Genomic DNA, 23,349 nt, shown 5'->3' with positions numbered 1-23,349 from the left:
CGACATGCTCGGAAGCAAATGGTTGGGCGTCGAACTGGTGCAGGTCAGCAGGCAAGAAAAGCTGATTTCGGCACTTGGTTCTGGCTGCGCCATCTACTGTGTGTTTTACCTGACCAATCTGTTCCTCCCATCGATGGCGGCGGTCGGCGTGATCGCTTCGATGGGAGCCAGCGCGGTGTTGCTGTACGCCGTTCCACACGGCCCGTTGTCGCAACCCTGGCCCTTGATCGCCGGGCATTCCATCTCAGCTTGCATCGGTGTGACGTGCTGCCAGTGGATCAACAATCCGGCGGTTGCAACTGCGCTCGCCGTTGGGATTTCCATCGGGGTGATGTATCAGTTCGGCTGCATTCATCCGCCGGGCGGAGCGACGGCATTCACCGCTGTCATGGGCGGGGAGGCAATCCATGAACTGGGATACCTGTATGTTCTGTGTCCGATTCTGATCAATGTTGGCTTGATGCTAACACTCGCCGTCCTCCTCAATGCGCCTTTCCCATGGCGACGCTATCCCGCCGGTTTGTTTTCTGTTCCGACCGAGGCGGAGCAGACCGAGAGTCTCTCGAGTCGGCCGTCCCACGACGACGTCTTGAATGCCATCCGTTCACTGGATTCCTTTGTGGATGTCAGTGAGGACGACTTGATTCATTTGGTCCGTGAGCTTGGGGTTGCAAACCAAGGGGGACGGACCCCGGAGGAAATCATGCAGCACAAGGTTTCCCTGCGAGAGAAGGAGGACCGCTCGCTGGAACTGACCGAGCAGACCGAGGTCAGTCGGCATCGAGTCCCAGATTGATCGCCCAAGGAAGACTGACCCGCAGAGGTCGTCTTGTTGCGGTTCATCGCCGGTAATCGTTGGCGTCGATGTGGTGGCGTTTCAGCAATTTGTTCATGCCCTGGCGAGACAATCCTGCTTGGCGAGCGGCACTCGCGATGACGCCATGGTGTTTGTCCAGGATTTTGATCAGGTAGGTTCGATCGGCGGTGTCCAGAGCCTCGTCGCGGGAGACTTCCGTGAGATCCTGAATTCCCGGCAGCGGATCGTTGATTGCTTCGCGGACCGGGAGTGGAAGGTCGCTGGGTTCGATCACTGGGCCGGTTGCCAGAGCGACCGATCGTTCCAAGACGTTCCTGAGTTCTCGAATGTTGCCAGGCCATTGATAACGACGGAAACAATCCAGTGTCTCTTTGGCGAATGAATGTTCGAACTGACCGGTGGGCCAATGCTTTTTCAAAAAGGCTTCTGCGAGCAAGATCACGTCTTCACCTCGCTCGCGAAGAGGCGGAAGCTCGATGTGAACCACTGCCAAACGATAGTACAGATCATGACGGAAGCGTTCGGCTTTGACCTCCTCTTGTAGATCGCGGTTGGTCGCGCAAACAAATCGCGTGTCGACCTGGATCGATTGGCTGTCACCAACCGGCGTGAAGGTCTGCTCCTGGATCACTCGCAGCAGTTTCGCTTGGGAGGACAGCGGCAATTCACCCAGTTCATCAATGAAGGCGGTCCCACCGTCACAGGCTCGCAGCAGGCCGGCTTGGTCTTGCACTGCCCCAGTGAACGATCCCTTGATGTGGCCGAAAAGAGCGGACTCGAACAACGACTCAGGAATCGAGGTGCAATCGATGACCTGCATCGCCTTCTCACGGCGGTGGCTTTGATTGTGAATCGCGTTGGCGATCACCTCTTTGCCAGTCCCACTTTCACCGGTGATCAAAACGTTCGTGTCGCTGGGAGCCACACGCTCGACAATCTCCAGCACCTCTCGCATTTGGGGACTGCCACCGATAATGCCATGGGCTGGCGTCGTGGTGGATGCAGGTTTGGGATTGGCCGCCCGTTTCACGGTTGGAGCCGAAACAGAGGGCGCAATCGCTTTGCTCTGTCCAGCACGCGACAGGGAACGCTGGACTGCGGTGAGCAGTTCTTCCAGCTTGACGGGTTTGAGCAAGTAGTCGGTGACGCCAAGTCGCACGCTTTCGATGGCGGATGGCAACGACGGTGCGCCAGTGACCACAATCATCGGAACATGTTTGTGTTTGGTACGGCCTTCCTTCAAGAGTTCCAGCTTGAGATTCCCGGGCATATTCAAGTCCGAGAGGATGAGATCGAAGTCGTGTTCGTTCAAGACGGAGATCGCATCGCTTGCGTCTTCCACACAGACGCATTCGTACCCTTCTTCTCGCAAGAATTCGGCGGTTGTTTCTCGGTAAAGCGGTTCATCGTCCGCGATCAAAATGCGTTGAGTGGGTTCGACGTTCAATTTTCTTCACTTTCCGTGTGCAGGCATCGTGGCAACATGACGCAAAACTGGGTGCCCTCTCCCGGATGACTGGTCACTTCGATTGTGCCTTGCATCGCTTCGACCAGTCCACGGGTCACGGACAGCCCCAGCCCCATGCCTTGTCCCACCGTGGTTGTCTTGGTGCTGAAGAACGGATCAAAGATCGAGTCGATGATATCAACGTCCATGCCGCAGCCCTTGTCAATGACTTTGACAACGAGATGTTCCTCCTGCTGAAACACCTCCACGCGGACTGTCTGCCCAGGAGCAGACGCTTGGATCGCGTTGTGGATCAGGTTCAGCAAGATCTGCTTCAGCTCACCTTCACGGAGCTGGACGAGATCGGTGTCGAGAGTGTCGGTCGCCTCCAAACGTTTGCAGTCAAGCACCACCGCGACGTTCCACTTCCGAGACATCGGCAGCGAAAGCGACATCAAGTCGTCGAGGCATCGATGGATGTTGAAGACGACGGCTTTTTGCTGGGTGGGACAATACAACTGAAACATCTGATGCGTGATGCCTCGGATCCGCTCGATCTCTTTGTCAATCAAATCGAGTTTGTCGTAGTGCTTGACTCGACGAGGAAGGTGACGTTTCAGCAGCGCAAACGCGTTGCGAATCCCGGCCAAAGGGTTGTTGATTTCGTGAGCGACGCCAGCGGCCAACTCGCCCAATGCCGCCAGCTTTTCCATGTTCAGACGATGTTGTTCGAGCTGAGCGATTTTGGCAGTGCGGGCTTCAACGATTTGTTCCAATCGCTCGTTCTGCAAACGAAGTTGCTCTCTCATTCGGCGGCGTTCAGTGACGTCACGAACGCTGGCGCGAAACCCGAGCGATGCACCGTCTCGGTTGATCATGGGCTGCCAGGAAACCGCCATCCAGAGCGTCGCCCCATCCTTGTGCAAAACCTGAAATTCAATGTTGTTCCCGGTCGTGCCTTTCGCAGCCTCCTTCCATTGGTGAGACATCCGTTCCCGGTCTTCCGGCACGATCAACGGCAGGGGGTAATCGCTCATCTTCAAGCATTCTTCCGGCGTGTAGCCGGTGTATCGTTGCACCGCTCGATTGACCCATCGAATCTGGCCGGTGGATGACAGCCAACTCTCCCAATCGACGGTGCTCTCGGCGATCGCACGAAAGAACTCCGGTGGGATTGGTTGGCCCAGACTTGGAAGGGCATCGGCTGGCTGATTTCGTTGAAACGTCATCCTGCCATCTTACTGGAAAGAGTTGTCTTGGCGGCTCCCAACCCGAACACGCCTGCTTCAAAGTATGCGAACAGCGTGACCGTCAACTGGCGTTGTCGCCCCTGCAACCGGCGCTGACGCTTGGCTGAATTTGAAAACATGCGTCCTCTTCATCTTTGCAATCTTTGCCCAAACGGAAGAGGTGAAAATGGTGACTGTCGCAAGCAAACCAATCACAACAGGGACGCGACTCGCGACGAAAGGGTTCGACACTCTGAGGAACAGAATCGTGATCGGCACCGCACCTGCACTGCGTTTGCGTTCATGGTTCGAGTTCCCACTTTGGAGGACGAAACGATGTTGATTGCACTCATCACCCCTTCCAGTTCGAAACAGATGGACCACTCATCCTGTCGGGAGGCAACCACGCGTGAATCCGAGCGAGAGGAGTTGAGTTCGGAGTCTCTGTCCCGTAGGGTGAATCCTCGGAAAGTGACGGAAGCAGATGAGAGGAGATACGTGATTGGATTGGTGTGCGTCATGCTGCTCGTGCTACTCGTTCCAGCCCTCGTCGCGATGGTTTACATGATCGTTTCCCCCGGTGCATTCACGACCTCCCCGATGGTGCAATCGCTGCTTCCCTGATCTTTTTCATGACTCCAACGAGAGACAACGACCACAGCCTTTATGAACCATCTTGAACCCCGCCTCCCGCTGCCGATTCAACCCATCGACAGATGGCTTCGCCCGTTTGCTCGTTTCCTCCACATTGAAGCGACCAGCGGCGTTGTGCTGGTTCTCTGCACCGCGGTCGCGCTGGCGGCCGCCAATTCGCGGTGGGCGGACGCCTACCTTGCGATCTGGCAAACGGAGCTGACGCTTGCCGTGGGAGGCGTGGTGTTCAGTCACTCGCTTCATCATGTGATCAATGATGGATTGATGGCGATCTTCTTCTTCGTGATTGGCTTGGAGGTCAAGCGTGAATTGGCACACGGCACGCTTTCAGATTTCAGGCAAGCCACGTTGCCGATTGCCGCCGCCATCGGTGGCATGATTGTGCCCGCCGGTTTGTATCTGTCGATGCAATACGGACAACCTGGAATGCAGGGTTGGGGAATTCCGATGGCGACCGACATCGCGTTCGTGGTTGGTTGCCTCGCGATTCTTGGTTCACGTGTTCCGCACAGTCTTCGTGTCTTGCTGCTTTCATTGGCGATCGTCGATGACATTGGCGCGATCTTGGTGATTGCGATTGGATACACCGAATCGCTTGACGGGCGTTATTTGATGTTGGCCGCCTGCGCCATTGCTCTCGTTCACTTCCTCGCGAGAGTGGGCGTGCGTCGTTTTCCACCTTATGTCGCAGTGGGAATCCTCGCCTGGATCGCACTGCATGAATCCGGGGTGCATGCGACTTTGATTGGCGTGATTCTGGGATTGATGACTCCGGCTACGCCAACACTCGTTCCCGAACGTTTTCGCGAATATTTGCACGAAAAGGAAAACGAGTTTCAACCACAGCATTGGGCCCAACGCTCCCATCGAGTGGAGGTGGTGCGAGAGGTTCAGCAATTGACCCGAGAAACGGTTTCGCCGCTGGAATACCTGGAAATGACGCTGCACCCTTGGTCGGCCTATCTCATCATGCCGGTGTTCGCGCTCGCAAATGCGGGTGTGCTGATTGAGCCTGCCAATGTCACCGATTCCGTTGCGATCGCTGTCGTGATCGGCTTGGTCGTTGGCAAACCGGTCGGCATTGTCTTGTTCAGTTGGTTGGTGATCCGCGCTGGAATGGCTCGGTTGCCCCATGGGCTGAACTGGCCCGTGCTTATCTCCGGCAGTTTTCTCGCAGGGATCGGATTCACCATGGCGCTGTTCATCGACGGCTTGGCGTTCGGAGCGGATGGGCTGGACACCGCGAAAACCGGCGTCCTGCTGGGCTCCGCGGTCAGTGCGCTCGTCGGGATCGGTTTGCTGCGTTGGACGTTGCCAAAGTCCAACCCGACGCCCTGACGCTTCTCGGTCTTGAGAAGGCGTTCCAGTTCGCAGAAGTCAACCTCCTCCGAAGCCTGGATCCAGTTGGACCTCGATCCCGAAAGCGTCCGGTGATTCGAGGCATCTGACGAGCAGATGCCTCAAACGAGAAGCAGTCGATGGGCAGTTACGAACTCAGGGAACGCAGTAGGATTGCGACAAGGAACAGCAGAAGCAGAACGGCTTGGCCGAAGAATGCCGTGCTCGTGAATCGAAGATCCTCTTGCGATTCCTGCTCTTGTGCCAAGACCGTTTCGAGGTGGGGGTTTTTCATCAACATGGTCCAAGTTCCCATTAGAAGAGAAGTCATTGCATCATCCTTGGTTTGAGAGACAAGAATGCAAGCAAAGTGCCAGCGGCCATGACGCAGCCTTGAAAAGCGATCAATACTGCCGTTTTGCTGGGGAAGTCAGCTGCTGAGGTGTTTCAGGAAGATCCCCTGCACGTCAACGCAGGGTTCCTGGTGTCGCCCAGGGAGGACGCTTCTGGGGGTGTTGCCGTCCATCGCCTCCTTCAGATTCTCCCTTTGGAACGACGAAGGCTGGCAACGAATCTGCTTGACACAACCATCCAAATGAATTGCAATTGCGCTAAACATGTACCACTGGTGCATGTTTCTGTGTTCGAGAAGACTCCCGCCTCGGCAAGTGTGCCTGGATGGGTTTCCTGCCAAACGAATTGGATGAAACGAATGCCATTGCGACTGTCCGGGGTCACCTTCCTTTTGGTCGCCTGCCTTTCCACGCACGCACTTGCTCAGTCCGTCACTTCGGCAACCCTGGCAGCGCCGGACATCACTGTCGCTGAGGTGACACAAGGGCAGGGGCGAACCGGTCGCAGCATCGACGCAGTCCCTGCCCTGACCGTTGACGAGGCGCAGGCGCGAGCCATGATTCTTCATGAAACGTTGCATGGCTCGTTGCAGGTCATGCACCGTGACTTCTTTCGCGAAGATGAGGGTTTGAGCATCCCATCGAGGTCGCTGGAAGATGTGTTCGCGGAATTGGAGCGAACCTACGGGATTGAGCTCCGCTGGATGGCCGTGGACTTAAAAGCGATGAACATTGACAACGAACCAGAATCAAAGTTTGAGCAGGAAGCCGTTGGTGTGCTGCGTTCGGGGAAGAATACGCACGAAGCTGCCGCTGACGGCGTGTACCGGTTTGCTGGCAAGATTCGGCTGTCGGCGACCTGTCTGAGTTGCCATGCATCGAGAAGGTCCAACAACGACGATCGAGCTGCTGGCTTGGTGATTTCGATTCCTCTGAATCGTTCCGATCGCACTCATGATGCCGCAGCGGCGCCCGCGGTTGGCGTTTCGAACGGGCGGTAGTCGTTCAACCTCCCTCCTCGCCCATCATTCTGGGAACGATCTGAATTCCGAATTGGGGAGGCCTGCTCATTTGGGCGGTTGCTCTGACCAGAGTGCCAGCAGTTGCGTGTTGGCTGTTCCGGAAATGAACGGCATTACAATATGCCGCACAATCTCAGGGGGAGTGCCGACCACCAGCGTTGGTGCTCCATTCGGCTTGGGGAATATCAAACTGGGGAACGCATCGAACCCCGTTTCCAGTCTTCGCTCTGGATGACCTCGTGGGTGCGTGAAAATTACGTTAAACAGCTGTATTGGGGAATTGACGCCCTCTTACACTTGTACGTAAAATCACTAGGTACGTGCGAGGAATGAAGCGCTCGCGTCTTTTTAGCTTCGCTATCCTCGGCCATCTCAACTTCTCTTGAACCGTCAATTCCCCGAAATTCACATGGCAAAAAACCTTAACACTGCATTTCTTTTGGCATTCGCTTTCGCAATCGTCTCGTCGGTCGGTTGTTCCAACCCGGACAGCGTCGTGATCGAAGAAACGCTCACGGAAGCCGAGCAGGAACAAGCCTACGCGGACTACGACAATCAAATTTCCAGCGAATCCAAAGATTATGAATCGCAGAATTGATCATTGATCGTTTGCAAAAGAACGTCGAACGCTGGCAGACAGCTCGACACTTCTACTCTCTTTTCTCCTCTCTCTCTTTTTCAGGTCGACTTTTTATGAAGACGTCTTTTGAACGCCGCGGGCACTTGAAGGTGCGAAGCGGTTTCACCTTGGTTGAGTTGCTGGTTGTGATTGCAATCATTGGCGTTCTGGTTGGATTGCTTTTGCCGGCGGTTCAAGCCGCTCGCGAAGCCGCCCGCCGAATGAGTTGTGGGAACAATGTGAAGCAACTTGGCTTGGCATTTCACAACTACCACTCGGCCTACAACAAACTGCCGATGCAGAGTGGTGGCACCTACTTTGGAAAGCTCAACGGCCCCAACGGCAGCGGCACCAACAGCGGTGGGACCAGCCGAACCGACGGCAACAACCGATACCGGGCTTCGTTCTTGATTGGGCTTCTCCCATTCATTGAACAGCAAGCGATGTGGGAGCAGATTTCGAACCCGCTTGCCGATGGCGCAACACCTTCCTGGCCAGCCATGGGGCCCGCGCCTTGGACGACCGCCTACACACCATGGATGACTGAATTGAAGTCACTCCGTTGCCCAAGTGACCCTGGTTTCGGTGCTCCCGCGATGGGACGAACGAACTATGCCGTCTGCATTGGCGATGGCACTCACCGAGTTGACACGGGATACGCCAACTTTGATGGTGGAAACAACCGTTGGTACTCGCAAGGAAGTGTTGCGATGGCGAACCGCGGGATGTTTGCAAACCGCGGCCAGTTTGGATTTCGCGACGTCTTGGATGGGCTTTCCAACACCATGATGGGCGGCGAAATCACGACGGACTTGGGCGATCGCGACGCCAGAACTGCTCCCATGGGTTCAGGCGGTGGGTATGGTTGGGCAACCATTCACAACGCCAGTCCAGTCCATGGTTGCGATGAACATCTGAATCCGGACCGTCCTCAATTCTGGGGCGATACCGCACCGGGCGTGATGAGTGGCAATCAAACTCGTGGTGCACGCTGGGCAGATGGTGCGATGATCTACACCAGTTTCTCGTCCATTCGTCCACCAAACACGCCAACCTGCTTGGGCAGCGGCGACTCGAGCAGCGGACAATCTTCGGTGTCGAGTCGTCACCAAGGTGGTGGTCACATTCTGATGGGCGATGGAGCCGTGAAATTCATCACCGATTCCATCGATGCAGGAAATCAAAACTCACCCACCCCGTACAACGCGGACAATGACACCACCGCGCCGATGGCCGGAGCACAGAGTCCATTTGGAATTTGGGGAGCTCTTGGAACACGAGCGGCGAAGGAAATCATCGACACCGAATTCTAGTTCGGATGAAGATGACTTCTGGTGACTCTTATCGAAACGTCAGTGCAACCTGCACTGACGTTTTTTTGTTGCATCCAATCGCTTTGCATTCAAAGCCAATCAGGGTTCATCTCCAGTCGTCAATCTGAACCGAACCACTGGTATCAAAAGACTTCTTGCCGAACCATTCGGTTCATCCACTCGCCGGGGCGGATGCACGGGGTTCCACGCTGCGGACGTCGTAGCGAAGCGATTCGCCGTTGAAGTTCAACTGATGTGAGACTGGCACCGTGTCGCTGCTGCCTTCGATGGAAGTCAGGATCGCTTGAAAGGTGGCTGCCGGGCACACTTCTTGGGTCGGGGAATCAGCATCGAGCATGACCAGTTGGAGGCGTCCTCCGCTTTCTTCCACTTGATTCTGCAAGTATCCCTTCACCAACGGATAGGGAGTGACAGGGTCAGAACACACTTTTTGAAATGCGTCGTAGTGCTCCTTGCTGGAAAACCCAAAGACGACCTGCGTCTCTGTTTCCCGATTGGATGGGACGGTGTCTGGCCCAATTGGAAGACCATCCGCCTTCAATACAAACCGAGGGGTCTTGGAGAAACTGTCCATCGTTTTCGCCTCCTTGGGCGAGCATCAGGCCCGATGCGTTTTGCCGCGACGGAAGATGACCGGCGAGGTCAATACGCGGGTTGAGATAAGCACTGTCAAAAACAACGCCGATGGCGAGTTTTCAGGAAAGCGGAATCACGCGGACCAATGGCGCAAGCTACCACGGACTGCGTTGAACGCAAACACGAACGGTTGGCACGTGGACGAAAGCCTGCGTTCAAGCAGAACTCACACCGGTCTGCACATTGTCGGGACTGAGCCGCTGGTCCATGGGATTTGTGTCGTTTGCCCAGACTCCCACCTCTTTGCACCCCACCTCGCCTCGAATCGTCGCGAAGGCGACGTCGGCCGCATCACGTCCGGTTCCGATTCGCACCAAGCCACCAACCGGCGCCAAACGAGTGGCATCAAACAGGAACCATCGCCCGTCGAGGTAGGCTTCCATGAACCCGTGAAAGTCTGGCGGGTACAGATTGACGGCGTATCCTGACACATAGCGGGCCGGGATTCCCAACGCTCGGCAGAGACTGATCGCGACATGGGCGTAGTCACGGCACACGCCTGCTCGCTGGAGCAGGACATCGCAAGCCGTGGTGGACGAATTTGTGCTGCCGGGCACATAGGCCAGATGCTCGAAGGTCCAGTTGCAGACCGCGGTGACACGTGAATACCCCGGGACCAAATGCCCGAACTCGCCATTGGCAAATCGATAAAGTTTGTCGGACTCACAATAGCGACTCGGATTGAGATACGAGAGGATGTCGCCAGGCAGGTGCTCGTAGCTCGATTCAAGCACATCGTTCGAGTCAACCGTCTCAGAATTGAGATCCACGCTGGCCGAATACCGAATTTGCAACTCCCCGGGTGGTGCGTTCAGGCGAACGACGCGGTTGCCCAGCGGCCCCACTTCACATTCTTCCACCGGCTGAAAAGGCAGGATTTCCAACGATTCGGCTCGGACCCGTTGATGCGAGTTTTGTGAAACGGCGCAGTTCAGCAGGAAAATCGAAGGCGAATGCACGACGTAATTCAGTTGGCATCCGACGTGGATGGTGGTCATGGAAATTCTTGGCGAAGTGGATGGCGTGCGTGTCTCGCCCCGCATCGTACGGTTGAAACGACTCAAACGAAGGAAAATTCTAGTTCGGATCCGTTGCAATCTCCGAACAATCCCATTCGGCGGTTTTGAAAAGTTCCCCACCAAGTCCGACGTTGGATTGTTCGACCGCCAGGTGGATCACCGAAAGGCCTGCTGCCGCTCCAAAGCTGCACGACATCCTTCCGGATGGCGGTTTGGCATGAAGAATGGCCATTCATTGAAGACGCCAACAGCAAGGCGGGCACTCTCCAGGACGGAGCATTCATCGCGGATCCCGAACTCGAAGGCCTGCGTGTGTTCACTGGGGAGGTGAACCTCCAACCAGGACGTGGGCGTGCCGCTTTTTGAGTTTTTTTGCGGTTTCCGCACGGTGCACCTCCCTCCAAACGACGTTTTTGGAGAGGACGCGTGACGCCGTCTCCCATTCAAGGACAGACAGATGAAATTCGAAGTCAGCGACAAGGTCGTGTTGATCACCGGCGCCAATCGTGGGATTGGAAAAGCCATTTTAGAGGAAGCTCTGCAGCGTGGCGCCTCCAAGGTCTACGCAGCGGTTCGGAACCTCGACTCAGCCGCACCGCTGGTCAAGCAACATGGTGACCGCGTGGTCCCCGTTCACTTGGACCTGGAAGATCCAGCCTCCATCAACTCAGCCGCTGAAACCGCCCAGGACGTGCAGGTCGTCGTTAACAATGCGGGCGTGCTGAAGGTCGAGAACGCACTCTCTGAAAACAGCATCGAGGCATTGCAGTTCGAGATGAACGTGAACGTCTATGGTCTGATGCGAGTGGCTCAAGCATTCGCACCGGTTTTGAAAGCCAACGGGGGCGGCGCACTGGTTCAGCTCAACAGCGTCGCGTCGGTGAAGACGTTTGCCGATCTCGCAACGTACTGCGCGTCGAAATCCGCAAGCTACACAATCACCCAGGCCCTGCGTGATTCCCTTCGCGACCAGGGAACACAGGTGGTCAGTGTCCATCCAGGGCCAATCGAAACGGAGATGAGCCACGGAGCTGGCTTCGAGAACGCCGCTTCGCCAACGCTGGTCGCGACCGCCATCTTTGATGCCCTTTCCGAAGGACGCTTCCACGCTTGGCCCGATCCAATGGCACAGCAAATCGGTGAAGCCTACCAAAGCTTTGCCGAAAACGTGGTGGAAGCGGACATGCAAGAAGCTGCCTCCTGAACAATCCTGGACGCAAGCCCTGGTTCACCGTATCGAAGCGGTCTAAGCATGAGTCTCAATTCCCTCTCGCTGGAACGGCCGACGGAGGGCTTCGTGCAATGGTTCTCTGAGACGCATTCCCCGTCCATTGATCCAACAAACGCGGAATGACCTTGTCGGCGTCCACGCGTTGTTTTCAGTCTGAATTAGCCAATTCGCTCAGTTGGTCCCCAAGGCGTTCAAAATGCTTGGCAATGGGGTGATCAGAATCGGGCAACTCTCGTCATGGTTCGAGTGACAGGCAAAGAATCCCTTGGGGAATTTGGGGCCAAATGAATCGGTGACCACCTCGATCCCATCGGTTTCTTCAGCATTCTCAATCGAGAAACGATACGTGCTGCTGCCGCCAACCATCGGAAGAACGTGGAAGGTGTTGGAGCCTTGATCCGAGACGGTCAGGTACCGGATTTGATTGTCGTCGTAGCTCAATGCCACGCCTTCCAAATCACCTTGAATTCCGTTGTCGCCGATCTGCAAAATCAACGTGCCCTCAGGCTGTCCCGTGGGTTCCGCCTCAAATCGCCAGACGCCTTCGGTTTCGGTTGCGACGTAAACCAAGCCGAGTTGGTCATCGGCGACGGCGCCTTCCGACATTCCGACATCCAGGTGACGGACCTTTTTGCCAGTGTAAAACCCATTCACGGTTTCGCTGAGTTCGATCTGTTCACAACCGTCTTCTTTGGACGTTGTAAAAAAGTACAGACGATCATCGAACGCTGAACGGTAGAGGCAACCACCGTAGTTGGGCCCCGTTGCGATCCCGCCTTGGTCGATTGCCACCAACTCTCGCGTTTCATGGTCGACGCGGAAGAGACGAAGTTTGAAACCGTCTTCGCGTTGATTGACGGCCACCAAGTCAATTTGCTCGCCTTGGAAAGGGACGTCGTAGCGCAAATCGACGTTTCCTGGTTTCGAAACTTCGATCGACTGAGTCAGCTTGCCTTCCAGGTCGTAGACAAACAAACGGTTGGCCGATTTGTCCGAGGCGATGATCACGCTGCGTTCCGGAGATTGCTTGTCTCTCCAAACACACAAGTCGTCCTGATCCTTCGCTTCTGGGTTGGTCAACCGAAGACTCGAGGTAACGACCGGGACTTGATCCGCGTTGCGCTTGACTGGTTCCGCTTCCGCAACATCGGCTTCTGGACGCACTCGTTCGGGTGTGTCAGGAACGTTTTCGACCAACTGGTTTGGCTTGCCTTCGCGTTTCGTCAACGTGAAGCCATCGTAAGGACGACCAACGGCGGTGCGAGCAACGTAGCGAAGCTCATCGCCATCCACGGTGATGATTTGATAGAGCTGCGTGTCTTCCGCGACTCGCTGCATGTAAGGTTCGCGTCCGAGTTCGTACATTTTCGGACCGCTGACGGAAACCACATACACGGTACCTGCGATCTCGCTTTGAGCACGAATACCGGACGGCACGTTCTTCTCGCTGCCGTGGGCCATCAAACCCGTTCGAGCGTAGGTGTGGTCGTGGCCATTGAGAACCAAGTCAACCTTGTACTTGTCAAAGAGTGGCTGCCATAGGTCCCGAAGTTCACTGTTGTCGCGGCCTCGTTTAGAGGAATAGATTGGGTGATGGAACGTGATCACGGTCCAGTTCTGAGGGTTGTCTTGCAACACTTTCTCCAACCAGACCGCTTGGCTTTCGACATCATTGTTGGAATCCAGGCCGATGAACCGCACCCCTTGGTAGTCCATCCAGTACACGGATTCGCGAGAGCTTTCCGGACCGTTGCTTGGGAATTCGAACACTCGCTCCCAGTGGTTGGTCAGACGACGAGTCACCTCGCCTGTTTCTTCATTGGCGATCTTGGACTGCTCGTGGTTGCCAGGAACAGCCACACACGGTGTGCTGCGGGGGATGAACCCCTGAGCGTAGAACCATTCGCCCCATTCAGCGTCACTGTCAGCTCGGTTGACCAAGTCACCTGCATGCAAAAGAAAAGCAGCACGCGGTGCATCCGAGTAGGCCTGACGAACCAGTCGTGACCAGTGCGCTTTCAGATCGTTTTGTGCGTCGCCGACATAGACGAAGCTGAACGGATCGGCTTGGTCACTGGCGGTGATGAAGTGAGCCCATTCGCTCCAGTTGACACCATCGCCAACGCGGTACACGTACTTCGTGTTGGGGACCAAACCACTCAGCGTGACACTGTGATATTTCGCGAGGCCCAAGTCCGTTTCCAGAGTTTCGGACTTCGCAGCCTTTTCTTGTGTGTGATTCACAAACAGCGGACCGTCCTCGGCTGTTGCGAATTCCACGATCGCCGTTTCAACCGACGTGTCGGTTCGCCAAGTAACCGACTGCGTCGTCGTGGGATCTGCCGCCCATGTCAGAACAATCCGGTCAGGAACGGCCGTGGGAGCGTACGTGATCCCAGCAGGGACTTTGACCGGAGTCTCATGAGTGTGATCCTCGTCATCGTGTGCCCAGGTGGCCGGACCAACCAGGGTGCAAGCAGCGTTCAAGGTGAAAGCAAGGAACGCGATGCCGCATTTCTTCCAATAGGTCATTCTTTTTCCTTCGAAAACGTCACGGGGAATGGGAGGTGGGGCGATCATTCGTTTGCTCGAGAGCAAAAGGGGGGGCGTTCAAAGAACGAATTTCAATTTCCAGCGACGGAATCAACACGCTGAGAGACTGCAATCGCAGCCGAACGATCAGGGGAACTTGCCCCTGCCTTCGGAACAGGTCGTTGTGGGATTCTCAATGCCATCATCTGGGGTGGCAGATCCAAACTCAGTTGGCTTTCCCACTGCTCCAGCGGGACCTTCCAGGCCAAATGGCGATAGGGTTCGTGAAGGTCAACGATCCAATCTGGATAGCGCAAGTCACGAGGCTGCTTTGTCAAATCAACAGCCGGATCGATGATCGGCTGTGGCTTTCGTCCATTGAGAGAAACCAAGGCCAGGGCGCGAAGTTCGACGTTCGGATGCCCTTTGGTCGCCAAGTCATCCGCGATGAACAAGCACAGCTGGTGAATCATTCGTGGGTCGCGTCCAACCACCGCGAGTTGTCGTTGGGTCAAATAGGGACGCAAGTCAATGACTCCCGACCGACCAGATTCTGGATCCGTCGCGTACACGCGAACGCCACTCACTTTCGCGCGAAGCAGCATGTGCCACGAAAAGTGGTGCGAATACTCGGACCAGCTTGGGTTACCGGGAAGCACGAACACTCGCAGCGGAACGATCGTTTGCACGCCGATCCAAAGCAGCACACATGAGACAACCAAACGCTGCGAAAGAGAGAAACGTGCAGCGGTAGGTGTCTCAGCAACCTCCGGACGATTGCCCCATCCGAAACGATGGAGGAGTTGCCGGGGCCAACCCGGATCGAAGTAAACCGTCGTCGCCGCGATCATCAACCAAGGGAAAATGCCAATGTTCCATAAGTTGTGATTGCTGATGTGAAACGCACAGGTCAGAAAAAATCCCAACAACCGTGTCTTGCGGTACAGCAAGAGCGGAACTATCGCGAGGTCAAACAGAAGGCCGCCCCAACAGACAAGCTGCACCAGAACCTCTTGCTCAAACGGGAACCTGGAAATCCACGGGTGATCGGTCATGTAAGAAAGCGTGGTTCGCATTGGTTGACCTCGCAACCAATCCGCATTGAGCTTCGCGATCCCGCCGAAAAAGTAGGGGACTCCGATTTGAAAACGCAACAACCACAGGCACCACGCCGGTGCGGTGTCACGGCGTTGACTTGGATTTCGCCACGCATCGACGGAGAACGCTCTTCCCGCCGGAAAGAACGGCATCATCCAACTAAGAAGAGTGCAGAGGTAGTAGTGGTTCAGGTAGTACGCTTTGTCGATCAAGAACCAGTACAACATCCCCACAGCGAAAAGGGTTGAGACCAAGCGATACCACAGTCCCATGGCAATGCAGATTGCGAGTCCCGCAAACGCGATGTACAGAAGCGACATCCCGTCGACAGCCACCCCGCCGATCGCAACGCTGAGGTCGATCGGTTTCACCCAATCAAAACCGTAGTAGGTGAAGTGGTAGGCAGGCAGCGTGTAGTTGTTGTAAGGGATGCCGTTGCGAACGCCGCTGATTGCCCACCAGCACATCACAACGCCAAAAGCGATGCGAAAAACGACCAGGAAGTCGATGGGGACAGTTTGCAACAGACGGTTGCTGATTCGGTTGAATGCCGAACCTGTTTCTTGTGTCATGAAGGATCAGTTGATATTTCTGAGAAAGACTTCGATGGGCACGCCCGCTGCTTTCACAACGGAACGCAGCCCATGCGGAATACCGGTTGATGCCAGCCGAAAGTCACTGCCATTCACCTCAAGCGATGAATGCGGGGGTTCCAAAGGGGACATCATTTCAATGACTATTCGTCATCATCGTCGTCGTCTTCATCCGCTTCGAGTTGTTCCGCTCGAGCGTCTTGTCGGGTCTTCTTTGGCAGTTCAATCTCAATTGTGTTTTCGGGACCACTGGTGACTTCCACCTCCATGACCATCCGGTCAGCGTTCATGGCACAGTCACAACCTGGACCGCTGCCCTTGCCAACTTTGACGATGTGGGTTCCAACGACTGCACCGTCACCCGTGCCATACGTTGAGACCGTGAATTGACCTTGCGAGTCAATCACCCCGAGCCCAATCTTGCCGACAACAGCTGAGTCTCCGACTTGCTTGGGTTGGAAGTAGACAACACCTCCACCCACAATCTCGCCATTGCATTTCACGACTCCATTCACGGGAGCAACAGCGAATTCATCGTCACTGCAACCGGTCACGAGTGCAGTCGCAAAGCAGAGAACGACAAACAACGTTCTTGGTGAATTCATTTTTGAATAGTCGGAAAGGTTCATTGGAATATCTGGACGGTTGGATAAAAAGTTCGGTCGAAAAATTCGTGTGGATTGGTCGTTCGACGACCAATGATGGAACTCCCTCCCCGCACGCGTGTCGGGGAGAGAGCTACCGAGATTTCATGAAGCGGAAAGGAGCCGCATCAGAGCTCTAAGCAGGTCGGCTGGAATGATCGGGCACAACCATGTGAGCCGTTTGGGCGTTAGCCCCGGTTGCGAGTGAAAACCGTGGCTAACGCCAACGGCTCACATACCCGATGACACCTGCGTATCTGCTTAGAACTCTCCGACGATTGCACCGTCGTTCATTCCGGCCAGAGCTTGGTAGGTTTCCATCGAGATGCTCTCCGTGATGAAACGCACCGAACCATCCGCGAAGTTGAACTGGGCACCGCCCTGGTGAAAGCTGAAGGCACAATCGTCGTCGATCGCGTTGTACATCTTCCCGACTGAGGCGAATGCATTGATTGGAGAAGAGGTGCGAGCGGTGAAGCGTGTTGATTCATCCGTTCGCGGCATCCCGATCCAAACCGGCCAGTCCTCCAGCGAACTGGGGCTTTCGCCGACCACGGCTGGCTTGCTGATACCGGACGCTCGCACATAGGTCGACTCGCCCACTGCGATGGTATTCGACAGTCCATCGATCACGTCCCGGAACAGACGCGGTTCGCCTTCGGCACGTTTGACAAACATGCCGTTGTCTCCCAAGTGATTGCCCGCACATCCTTTGTAGCTGGTCGTCGCCAATCCGGTCGTCTGATTGGCATTGAACATGGAATTCACGTCGAGTGCACCGACGCCAAAGTCTCCTGATCCGTAGATGCTCCACTTCAGAGGTGCGTTCTTTGGCATCGCGGAGGAAGGGCAAAGGTAGGTGCCGACCGGTGTCGTGGCTGCTGCCCAACGACGTTGAATTCGTTCTGTTGGCGATCCGCCGTCGATTTCTCGAATCAGGCTTTCCAGTGGACGTCCAGTGATTCCGTCGTCCATTTCCCAGTATCCCGAGGGATCGACTTGCTCGTACAACGCACTCTGCTCGATGTATGGAAGCAGGAAGCAAAGGAATCCGTAGCCGTCGTCGTCCTTCGTGCCGCCGTAGCCTGAATCATCCACATAGGTGAGGCCGGCTGGGGGCAGCATTTTGAAGGTGGATTCGTAGTTGTGCAAAGCCAACCCAATTTGTTTCAGGTTGTTTTGACACTGCATGCGTCGGGCGGCTTCGCGTGCTGATTGCACGGCAGGCAGCAGCAATCCGACCAGAACGCCGATGATGGCGATCACCACCAGCAACTCAACCAGGGTAAACGCCATTCTTGTTGGCTGTTTCATCGTCTCATTTCCATCTTGGGAGGGTATTTTGGCAGGCATCCGCCGAGCCATTTTTCAGAACTGCGAAAGAAAGAGTCATTCCAAACCAAGCGGTCCGATTTGGATTCGCTAGAAACAAGGCATGATCAATTTCATTCGCACGTTCCCGTTCGGGACACACCGTGAACAAAAAACAACTTCCTTGTCTCTTGCGGCGGGAGTGTGGCAAAGCAATGTGAAATTGAGGGAGCGTCTCAGGCGAACATTCGATGAAGAAGAGTCGCTTTTCGCTCGCTTGCACCAACCATCCAGCACGTCCCACATGCGAAATCGCTAACGCACAGAAGCTGGGGGATTTGCGAGGCGTGATGACGTGTTGAGTTGGGGATCGACGCGAAGTTGTGGACTTGCGTGATCATGGAGACCCGACGCGTGAGTTTTGAGGTTGCGCTTTTGCAGTCGGGGGCTGGCGTTTCACCCGATGACTTCTGCTCGCTTGCAGCGACTGGTGGCAACTTTGAAACAGGTTTCCGTGGATGGCAGTTTGCGAAGCGATCCTTGTGTAGAATGCCTGCCGCCGCGACTTTTGCGGTCCCGCCACGTCGAATCACCTTCCGACAAACAAGAGAAACTCAAGAATGACAACCATGAGAAAGCACGTTGCCGTCGCCATCCTGGCTGGACTTTGGACATCGATGGCCCTGACAGCCTCAGCGGCAGACGTTGAGGAGGGTTTTGTTTCCCTGTTCAACGGCAAAGACCTGAGTGGCTGGGTGAAACGCGGCGGTTCCGCGAAATACCACGTCGAAGACGGAGCGATCGTTGGCGAGTGCGTGCCCAACACCCCAGGCAACACGTTCATGTGTTCGGAGCAGGAATTTGGTGACTTTGTTTTAAAGCTGCAGTACAAGTTCCTGGAAGCGGGCAACTCGGGCGTTCAGTTTCGTTCGGCTGCTCGGCAGGAAGGCGATCGTGAACGAGTCTTTGGCTATCAATCCGAGATGCGACCGGGCGGCGACATGACCGGCCGGATCTACGACGAAGGCCGTCGCGGGCACAAACACGGCATCATTTGGTTGGATGCCTACACCCCGCAGGAACGACTTGACGCGGCCCAGGCCAGTTGCCGTGAAGGGGAATGGAATGACTTGGAAATCCAATGCGTCGGCCCGTCCATCAAGACTTGGTTGAACGGCAATTTGGTCGTTGATCTATTTGACAGCTTTTCCATGAAGGGTTTTTTGGGCCTGCAGATTCACGCTGGCAAATCCGGTTCCGTGGCTTGGAAGAACATTCGCATCCAGGATTTGGGCGAAAGCAAGTGGAAATCCTTCTTCGTTAAAGGCGACGACGGCTATCAACTCGAAGACGCCAAGTTTGTGCTCCCGGAAGAATGGTCGTTCACGGAAGAGGGCGTTCTGCACGGTGTGCACTCCAAAAACCAGGGAAAAGACGGTCTGGTCATTTCCAATGACAATTACGACAACTTCATCGCTCGCGTCACGTATCGGATGCAAGGCGGCAACAGTGCGTTGTACTTCCGTGCTGAGGAAACCAGCGCCCCGTGGGTGTTGCGTGGATTCCAAAACGAAATCGCGAACAACGGCAAGGACTCGGCACTCTGGCATACCGCTGGCATCATCGATGGAAAGAACATCCCCGGGCGTGGATGGATCGTCAACAACGATGAATTCATCGAGAAGGTTCGCAACAAGGACGGCCAGTGGAACACCACCTGCACGGCAGCCTACGGAGACCGACTGGTCCAAACGCTCAACGGATTTTGCACGTCGGACATCATCGATGAAGAGTGTGAAAAAACTGGCAAGCTCGGATTGCAAATGCACGGCGGCACGGACTGTGAAATGTTCTTTAAAGACTTTGAAGTCATGCCAATCACAGCCAAGATGCAGAAGCTGATCGAGCGAGAGTGAATCCCGGCACGGAATCGATGCAGAGGGCGCGAGCAGACCGGCTCGCCGCCTGCTTGCGCCCATCTCGAGTTTCATTCCCACACGCCACTGACTGAAAGGGAACCCCGTCATCTCAACTGTCCCTAGCGGATTGCAATCCAAAATGCCAAGCCGATTTGCGATGCCAGGCTGCTTCGCCGTTCTCGCGTTGCTACTCGCCAATGTTGCCTGTGCGCAAGACGAACAAGTGTCCTCCAGCGAAACGGTCACGATCGCCTTGATTGGCGACTCGACCGTCGAAGATTACTCGGGGTGGGGTGTGCCCTTTCGCAAACGGTTCACGGACAACGTCCAGGTTCTGAACTTCGCGAAAGGCGGGGCCAGTTCGAAGAGCTGGCGCAATGGCAAGCGAATGCCGGCTGTTTTGGAGGCCAAGCCCGACTACGTGCTGATTCAGTTCGGGCACAACGATCAGCCCGGCAAAGGTCCGGAGCGAGAAACCGATCCCGAGACGACCTACCGCGAGAATCTGAAGCGTTACGCTGCGGAAGTGAAATCGGCGGGGGCTCAACCCATCCTGGTCAGTTCAGTGACGAGACGCCGGTTCGACCAGGACGGCAAGATTCGTACGACCCTGACCCCGTGGGCGGACGCGACCCAACAAGTTGCCGCGGAACTGAAGGTGCCGTTCATTGATCTGCATCGGCGGAGCATTGAACTGCATGACCGAATCGGTCCTGTTGCCAGCATGGAGTTCAACTTCAAAGAAGGCGACCTGACCCATTTCAACGAACAGGGTGGCGCCGTCATGGCTGATCTTGTCATCACCGAACTGCAAACTGCGGCGCCCAACCTGACACGCTTCCTGAAATAGCCGCCTCACTCTGCTGAAACTCCATGATTCACCTGATCGAAGCAGCGGAACGATTCCGCCAACTGAAGTTCCGACTGGTCCCTGCGTGTTTGGGGGTGGCCGTTTTCTTCAGCGGAACGCTGCAGGCACAAAGCCCGCCGGCCGAACCGCGTGAGACTCGCCCGTTGATGGCTTACGTGGGCACCTTCAGTTCTCCGTTGGGCGATGTTCCGCCGACCCAAGTTGATTTGCCAGAGGGCAATGGACGTGGGATCCATCTCTTTGAGGTCGATCGAGCAAGCGGTGCGTTGGAAGCGGCCGGCACGTTCGATCTTGGATCGAGCCCCGATTGCTTGGTGATCAATGATGCTCGAGACCGTCTGTACTCAAGCAACGAGACGGATCGATTTGGCGAGTCGCAACAAGGCTCGGTCAGTGCCTTCGCAATCGATCCGGTCGACGGGCAACTGAGGTTGCTGAACACCGTCTCGTCCGAAGGGGACGGCCCCACGTATGTCAGCATTCATCCTTCGGGGAAGTTTCTGTTGGTTGCCAACTACTTCAGCGGTTCAATTGCCGTGCTTCCGATTCTGCCGGACGGACGTCTGGGCAACGCCACGGATATTCAACAGGACACTGGTGAAATTGGCCCGACGAAGGCGACTCACGCGCCGCCGGGCAGCTTTGCAATCAGTGGCCACGACGGTTCTCACGCGCACATGATCCAGTCCGATCCTTCGGGGCGTTTTGTGTTGCATGTGAACTTGGGGCAGGACAAGATTTTCAGTTGGAAGTTCGACACTTCCTCTGGAAAACTGACGCCCTGTGAACCGGCCAGCGTCTCACTGCCTCCGGGAGATGGGCCGCGACACTTTGATTTCCATCCCAATGGACGTTGGCTGTATTCGATCCAAGAGGAAGGCTCGACCGTCGTGTTGTTTGAGTACGATTCGGAGACGGGGCAGTTGAATTCGGGTCAAACCGTTTCGTCTCTTCCGGATGGCTTTGCCGGCAGCAACTTCTGTTCGGAGATCTTGGTTTCCCAGGACGGCAGGTTCGTTTACGCCGGCAATCGATTGCACGACAGCGTGGGCATCTTTGCGATTGAAGCTGACGGCACTCTGCGTCAGGTGGGCAACGAATGGACTCGCGGGAATTATCCACGCAGCTTCAACTTCGATCCGAGTGGACGCTTTCTGTACGTTTGCAATCAACGGGCAGACAATGTCACCGCGTTTCAAGTCGACCGTGAATCTGGTTTGCTTGAGTTCACCGGGCACTACGCGCCGGTCGGCAATCCATCCAGCATCACGTTTGTCGACCTCGCTGCGTCGGACGACGCGGTTCAAACCCTGCGGCGTGTTGGGGCACCGGAGGCACACCAAGCCGTTGCGGTGGATGCGTCCTCTTTTTTCGCGATCTCGAATCGAACGATCGCCCAATATGACAAGCAAACCGCCGAGCGACTCGCGGTTTGGAAAGCACCTCCGAACTCGGGCATACAACATCTCAACAGTGGAGTCGTCATTGAGGGGCGTTTGCATTGTGCGAACTCCAATTGGCCCGCGAAGCCGCTCAAGAACACCATTGAAATTTTTCAGGCCAGCAACTTAGAGCACTTGGAATCGAAACCATTCTCCGAAGCAGAGGGAGCCATCAACTGGATTGATCGCCATCAAGGAGCGTGGTGGATCGGGTTTGCGTTCTATGGTGAAGCGGAGGTTCGGAACACAAAACTCGTTCGTTACGATGACGATTGGAATGAGACCGGCGAGTGGACGTTCCCTGAATCGGTGATTCAGCGGTTTTTACCCAACAGCAATTCTGGTGGTGCGTTTGGTCCAAACGGTCAGTTGTATGTGACAGGACATGACCACGCGGAACTGTATGTCCTCGAAGTGCCTGCCGACAGCGATGAGCTTCAGCATGTCTCCACCGTTTCGGCGCCGATCGCTGGGCAGGGAATTGCCTGGGATCACGATCAACGCGGCACTCTGCTGGGAATCGTGCGAGCCAGCCATGAAGTCGTCTTCCTGCGATTCAGTCCACCGAAATGAACGGCAGGACGCTCGCAGCCCCGTTTGAATCTCCGGCATTGGCTGGATGGCACCAGAATCAGGCCGTCAGGTTCGATGCCATGTGTTCTTTCGCCAGAAGTCAACGTTTTTTCTTGCACGTCTGTCGATGCGTCCGCTTCGTGACTGCGAGCAGCCAGATTAGGCCCCAGACGTTGGTCTCGCTGCAAAACGAGCAGTTCATTCATCCTCGCTAGAGTGCCTTCTCGGCAACGCTTTGTGAGAAATTCCAATGAATTGACGAAACCATGCCCAGTTTATGCACGACAGCAAGGCAACTTCTGATACATTGCGGGCGGCAGTGGACAAGCTAAGACAACTTCGTCTCCGGCATCGGCTGCCAAGAACTCTTTTGAATTGAATGAACAATGGCTGAAGGTACGATTAAACGGCTCACCGACAAAGGCTTCGGATTTATTGACGTTGGAAGCTCGAAGGACCTGTTTTTTCACTCGTCGAGTGTTGAAGGCGGAAACTTTGATGATCTCCGCGAAGGACAACAAGTTACGTTCAACGAAGCACGCGGCGAAAAAGGCCCCTGTGCAGAGAACGTTCAAGTCCTCGACAACTGAGCTTTCGGCTCAGAACCCTGTTCTTTCGCGGACGTGAACAACGTCCGGTGTTGAAGACAGGATGAAATGCAAATTGC

20 protein-coding genes are annotated in these 23,349 nt (G+C 55.5%); 10 read left to right on the top strand and 10 right to left on the bottom strand.

What is annotated here, in order from left to right; all coding sequences use genetic code 11:
- Window positions 1–4: 4 nt before the first annotated feature.
- Entirely contained in the window at window positions 5–796 is a 792-nt protein-coding gene (locus tag UH5x_RS03840; protein WP_482634764.1) for an HPP family protein, read from the top strand.
- Window positions 797–839: 43 nt separating this feature from the next.
- Here UH5x_RS03840 and UH5x_RS03835 read toward each other — a convergent pair whose 3' ends face one another.
- Genes UH5x_RS03835 through UH5x_RS03825 form a run of 3 tightly spaced genes read right to left on the bottom strand, consistent with a single transcriptional unit; the run spans window position 840 to window position 3,633 of the window.
- Entirely contained in the window at window positions 840–2,264 is a 1,425-nt protein-coding gene (locus tag UH5x_RS03835; RefSeq protein WP_482634763.1) for a sigma-54-dependent transcriptional regulator, read from the bottom strand.
- A complete protein-coding gene (locus UH5x_RS03830; protein ID WP_482634762.1) occupies window positions 2,261–3,493 on the bottom strand; it encodes a two-component system sensor histidine kinase NtrB in 1,233 nt (410 codons plus the stop codon). Before UH5x_RS03830 ends, UH5x_RS03835 begins: the two co-directional genes overlap by 4 nt.
- A complete protein-coding gene (locus UH5x_RS03825) occupies window positions 3,490–3,633 on the bottom strand; it encodes a hypothetical protein (RefSeq protein ID WP_482634761.1) in 144 nt (47 codons plus the stop codon). Before UH5x_RS03825 ends, UH5x_RS03830 begins: the two co-directional genes overlap by 4 nt.
- A 526-nt stretch (window positions 3,634–4,159) precedes the next feature.
- Between UH5x_RS03825 and nhaA the strand changes: the two genes are divergently transcribed.
- Window positions 4,160–5,485, top strand: a complete 1,326-nt coding sequence (gene nhaA, locus UH5x_RS03820; protein WP_482634760.1) for a Na+/H+ antiporter NhaA — start codon at window positions 4,160–4,162, stop codon at window positions 5,483–5,485.
- A 148-nt stretch (window positions 5,486–5,633) separates the two neighbouring features.
- Here the strand turns inward: nhaA and UH5x_RS03815 are convergent, their stop codons facing one another.
- Window positions 5,634–5,816 carry a hypothetical protein gene (locus tag UH5x_RS03815; protein ID WP_482634759.1) on the bottom strand — a complete coding sequence of 61 codons (183 nt, stop codon included), beginning with the start codon at window positions 5,814–5,816 and terminating at the stop codon, window positions 5,634–5,636.
- Between the two features lie 381 nt (window positions 5,817–6,197).
- Between UH5x_RS03815 and UH5x_RS03810 the strand changes: the two genes are divergently transcribed.
- The 3 genes from UH5x_RS03810 (at window position 6,198) to UH5x_RS03800 (ending at window position 8,792) form a co-directional block, all read left to right on the top strand.
- Entirely contained in the window at window positions 6,198–6,839 is a 642-nt protein-coding gene (locus UH5x_RS03810; RefSeq protein ID WP_482634758.1) for a c-type heme family protein, read from the top strand.
- Between the two features lie 430 nt (window positions 6,840–7,269).
- A complete protein-coding gene (locus tag UH5x_RS03805) occupies window positions 7,270–7,458 on the top strand; it encodes a hypothetical protein (RefSeq protein WP_482634757.1) in 189 nt (62 codons plus the stop codon).
- Window positions 7,459–7,553: 95 nt separating this feature from the next.
- A complete protein-coding gene (locus UH5x_RS03800; RefSeq protein WP_482634756.1) occupies window positions 7,554–8,792 on the top strand; it encodes a DUF1559 family PulG-like putative transporter in 1,239 nt (412 codons plus the stop codon).
- A gap of 172 nt (window positions 8,793–8,964) precedes the next feature.
- Here the strand turns inward: UH5x_RS03800 and UH5x_RS03795 are convergent, their stop codons facing one another.
- Both UH5x_RS03795 and UH5x_RS03790 read right to left on the bottom strand, forming a co-directional pair.
- Complete coding sequence (locus UH5x_RS03795) at window positions 8,965–9,387, bottom strand: hypothetical protein (RefSeq protein WP_482634755.1); 423 nt, start codon at window positions 9,385–9,387, stop codon at window positions 8,965–8,967.
- 217 nt (window positions 9,388–9,604) lie between these two features.
- Complete coding sequence (locus UH5x_RS03790) at window positions 9,605–10,447, bottom strand: transglutaminase-like domain-containing protein (RefSeq protein WP_047814421.1); 843 nt, start codon at window positions 10,445–10,447, stop codon at window positions 9,605–9,607.
- A gap of 478 nt (window positions 10,448–10,925) precedes the next feature.
- On the opposite strand from UH5x_RS03790, the gene UH5x_RS03785 reads away from it, so the two are divergent.
- Window positions 10,926–11,672, top strand: coding sequence for an SDR family oxidoreductase (locus UH5x_RS03785; protein ID WP_047814420.1), 747 nt, complete (start codon window positions 10,926–10,928; stop codon window positions 11,670–11,672).
- Between the two features lie 198 nt (window positions 11,673–11,870).
- Here UH5x_RS03785 and UH5x_RS03780 read toward each other — a convergent pair whose 3' ends face one another.
- From UH5x_RS03780 to UH5x_RS03765, 4 genes are all read right to left on the bottom strand, one after another.
- The gene (locus tag UH5x_RS03780; protein WP_482634754.1) at window positions 11,871–14,231 is read right to left on the bottom strand and encodes a phytase; all 2,361 of its coding nucleotides are present in this window, start codon (window positions 14,229–14,231) and stop codon (window positions 11,871–11,873) included.
- A gap of 92 nt (window positions 14,232–14,323) precedes the next feature.
- A complete protein-coding gene (locus UH5x_RS03775) occupies window positions 14,324–15,901 on the bottom strand; it encodes an HTTM domain-containing protein (protein ID WP_482634753.1) in 1,578 nt (525 codons plus the stop codon).
- A gap of 164 nt (window positions 15,902–16,065) precedes the next feature.
- On the bottom strand, window positions 16,066–16,527 hold the full coding sequence (locus tag UH5x_RS03770; protein WP_150122558.1) for a hypothetical protein: 462 nt from the start codon (window positions 16,525–16,527) through the stop codon (window positions 16,066–16,068).
- Window positions 16,528–16,827: 300 nt separating this feature from the next.
- Entirely contained in the window at window positions 16,828–17,880 is a 1,053-nt protein-coding gene (locus tag UH5x_RS03765; RefSeq protein ID WP_047814517.1) for a DUF1559 domain-containing protein, read from the bottom strand.
- Window positions 17,881–18,506: 626 nt separating this feature from the next.
- On the opposite strand from UH5x_RS03765, the gene UH5x_RS03760 reads away from it, so the two are divergent.
- From UH5x_RS03760 to UH5x_RS03745, 4 genes are all read left to right on the top strand, one after another.
- The gene (locus tag UH5x_RS03760; RefSeq protein ID WP_482634752.1) at window positions 18,507–19,793 is read left to right on the top strand and encodes a 3-keto-disaccharide hydrolase; all 1,287 of its coding nucleotides are present in this window, start codon (window positions 18,507–18,509) and stop codon (window positions 19,791–19,793) included.
- 142 nt (window positions 19,794–19,935) lie between these two features.
- Window positions 19,936–20,646, top strand: coding sequence for a rhamnogalacturonan acetylesterase (locus UH5x_RS03755; RefSeq protein ID WP_482634751.1), 711 nt, complete (start codon window positions 19,936–19,938; stop codon window positions 20,644–20,646).
- A 23-nt stretch (window positions 20,647–20,669) separates the two neighbouring features.
- A complete protein-coding gene (locus UH5x_RS03750; RefSeq protein ID WP_482634750.1) occupies window positions 20,670–22,682 on the top strand; it encodes a lactonase family protein in 2,013 nt (670 codons plus the stop codon).
- Between the two features lie 386 nt (window positions 22,683–23,068).
- The gene (locus tag UH5x_RS03745; protein WP_047814414.1) at window positions 23,069–23,272 is read left to right on the top strand and encodes a cold-shock protein; all 204 of its coding nucleotides are present in this window, start codon (window positions 23,069–23,071) and stop codon (window positions 23,270–23,272) included.
- The last annotated feature ends 77 nt before the right edge of the window (window positions 23,273–23,349 follow it).

The sequence above is a fragment of the Rhodopirellula sp. UH5 genome (assembly GCF_056839225.1).
Note: the sequence above shows the minus strand (reverse complement) of the source record. Positions and strands in the feature narration are given on the sequence as shown.

Coding starts and splice junctions, on each gene's coding strand:
- UH5x_RS03840 (WP_482634764.1), top strand. CDS start 5: ATGCTCGGAAGCAAATGGTTGGGCGTCGAACTGGTGCAGGTCAGCAGG.
- UH5x_RS03830 (WP_482634762.1), bottom strand. CDS start 3,493: ATGACGTTTCAACGAAATCAGCCAGCCGATGCCCTTCCAAGTCTGGGC.
- UH5x_RS03825 (WP_482634761.1), bottom strand. CDS start 3,633: ATGTTTTCAAATTCAGCCAAGCGTCAGCGCCGGTTGCAGGGGCGACAA.
- nhaA (WP_482634760.1), top strand. CDS start 4,160: ATGAACCATCTTGAACCCCGCCTCCCGCTGCCGATTCAACCCATCGAC.
- UH5x_RS03815 (WP_482634759.1), bottom strand. CDS start 5,816: ATGACTTCTCTTCTAATGGGAACTTGGACCATGTTGATGAAAAACCCC.
- UH5x_RS03810 (WP_482634758.1), top strand. CDS start 6,198: ATGCCATTGCGACTGTCCGGGGTCACCTTCCTTTTGGTCGCCTGCCTT.
- UH5x_RS03805 (WP_482634757.1), top strand. CDS start 7,270: ATGGCAAAAAACCTTAACACTGCATTTCTTTTGGCATTCGCTTTCGCA.
- UH5x_RS03800 (WP_482634756.1), top strand. CDS start 7,554: ATGAAGACGTCTTTTGAACGCCGCGGGCACTTGAAGGTGCGAAGCGGT.
- UH5x_RS03795 (WP_482634755.1), bottom strand. CDS start 9,387: ATGGACAGTTTCTCCAAGACCCCTCGGTTTGTATTGAAGGCGGATGGT.
- UH5x_RS03790 (WP_047814421.1), bottom strand. CDS start 10,447: ATGACCACCATCCACGTCGGATGCCAACTGAATTACGTCGTGCATTCG.
- UH5x_RS03785 (WP_047814420.1), top strand. CDS start 10,926: ATGAAATTCGAAGTCAGCGACAAGGTCGTGTTGATCACCGGCGCCAAT.
- UH5x_RS03780 (WP_482634754.1), bottom strand. CDS start 14,231: ATGACCTATTGGAAGAAATGCGGCATCGCGTTCCTTGCTTTCACCTTG.
- UH5x_RS03775 (WP_482634753.1), bottom strand. CDS start 15,901: ATGACACAAGAAACAGGTTCGGCATTCAACCGAATCAGCAACCGTCTG.
- UH5x_RS03770 (WP_150122558.1), bottom strand. CDS start 16,527: ATGAATTCACCAAGAACGTTGTTTGTCGTTCTCTGCTTTGCGACTGCA.
- UH5x_RS03765 (WP_047814517.1), bottom strand. CDS start 17,880: ATGAAACAGCCAACAAGAATGGCGTTTACCCTGGTTGAGTTGCTGGTG.
- UH5x_RS03760 (WP_482634752.1), top strand. CDS start 18,507: ATGAGAAAGCACGTTGCCGTCGCCATCCTGGCTGGACTTTGGACATCG.
- UH5x_RS03755 (WP_482634751.1), top strand. CDS start 19,936: ATGCCAAGCCGATTTGCGATGCCAGGCTGCTTCGCCGTTCTCGCGTTG.
- UH5x_RS03750 (WP_482634750.1), top strand. CDS start 20,670: ATGATTCACCTGATCGAAGCAGCGGAACGATTCCGCCAACTGAAGTTC.
- UH5x_RS03745 (WP_047814414.1), top strand. CDS start 23,069: ATGGCTGAAGGTACGATTAAACGGCTCACCGACAAAGGCTTCGGATTT.